The sequence below is a fragment of the Dellaglioa sp. CoH-56-MRSF-11 genome, from assembly GCF_056782135.1.
In genome coordinates this window covers 1-450 of sequence record NZ_JBXAYE010000029.1, presented here as the reverse complement: position 1 = coordinate 450, position 450 = coordinate 1, and the positions used below count along the sequence as shown (strand labels likewise).

Sequence of the window (450 nt, the reverse complement as noted above, 5' to 3'; positions counted from 1 at the left end):
GCGGTGGCGTATCTGGCTGGTGGCATCAGCCTTCTGGCGCTGCGCCGTGCCTACAGGGGTAATTCGAAGTTGGCTGATTTGCTTACACTGATGGAAAGCGACGATGCACTGCGCCTGCGCAACGCGGTTCAGGCGGCACGCACTGTTGGTGTAGAGGCGGCGGCGCAAGAATTCAATCTTGAGCAGTTTGAGTTGAACTACGTGCTGAAATCGTATAGTCTGAACTCCTAATTTAATATGGATGGGATTTGTCTGATCCCAGTTTTAGGAGAGCCCAGTGGCACAGTACATTAGACTATATCTGGTACCCATAAACGGGGTACAACAAGTGATCGACGTTGACTCATCGGTCCTGATCCGCAGCAATAATCAATTTGTGTCGCCTCAAGTAGCAGCTTCAGTAGACCTGATAATGGCACCGGTTCAAACCATGTTCACGCCGTTTGCGGA

1 protein-coding gene is annotated in these 450 nt (G+C 51.1%); it reads left to right on the top strand.

Translation table 11 applies throughout. The features are described from left to right. A partial coding sequence (locus tag AC1RPT_RS07665; RefSeq protein WP_481762964.1) for a hypothetical protein occupies positions 1-231 on the top strand: 231 nt, incomplete at its 5' end. Positions 232-450: the final 219 nt, after the last annotated feature.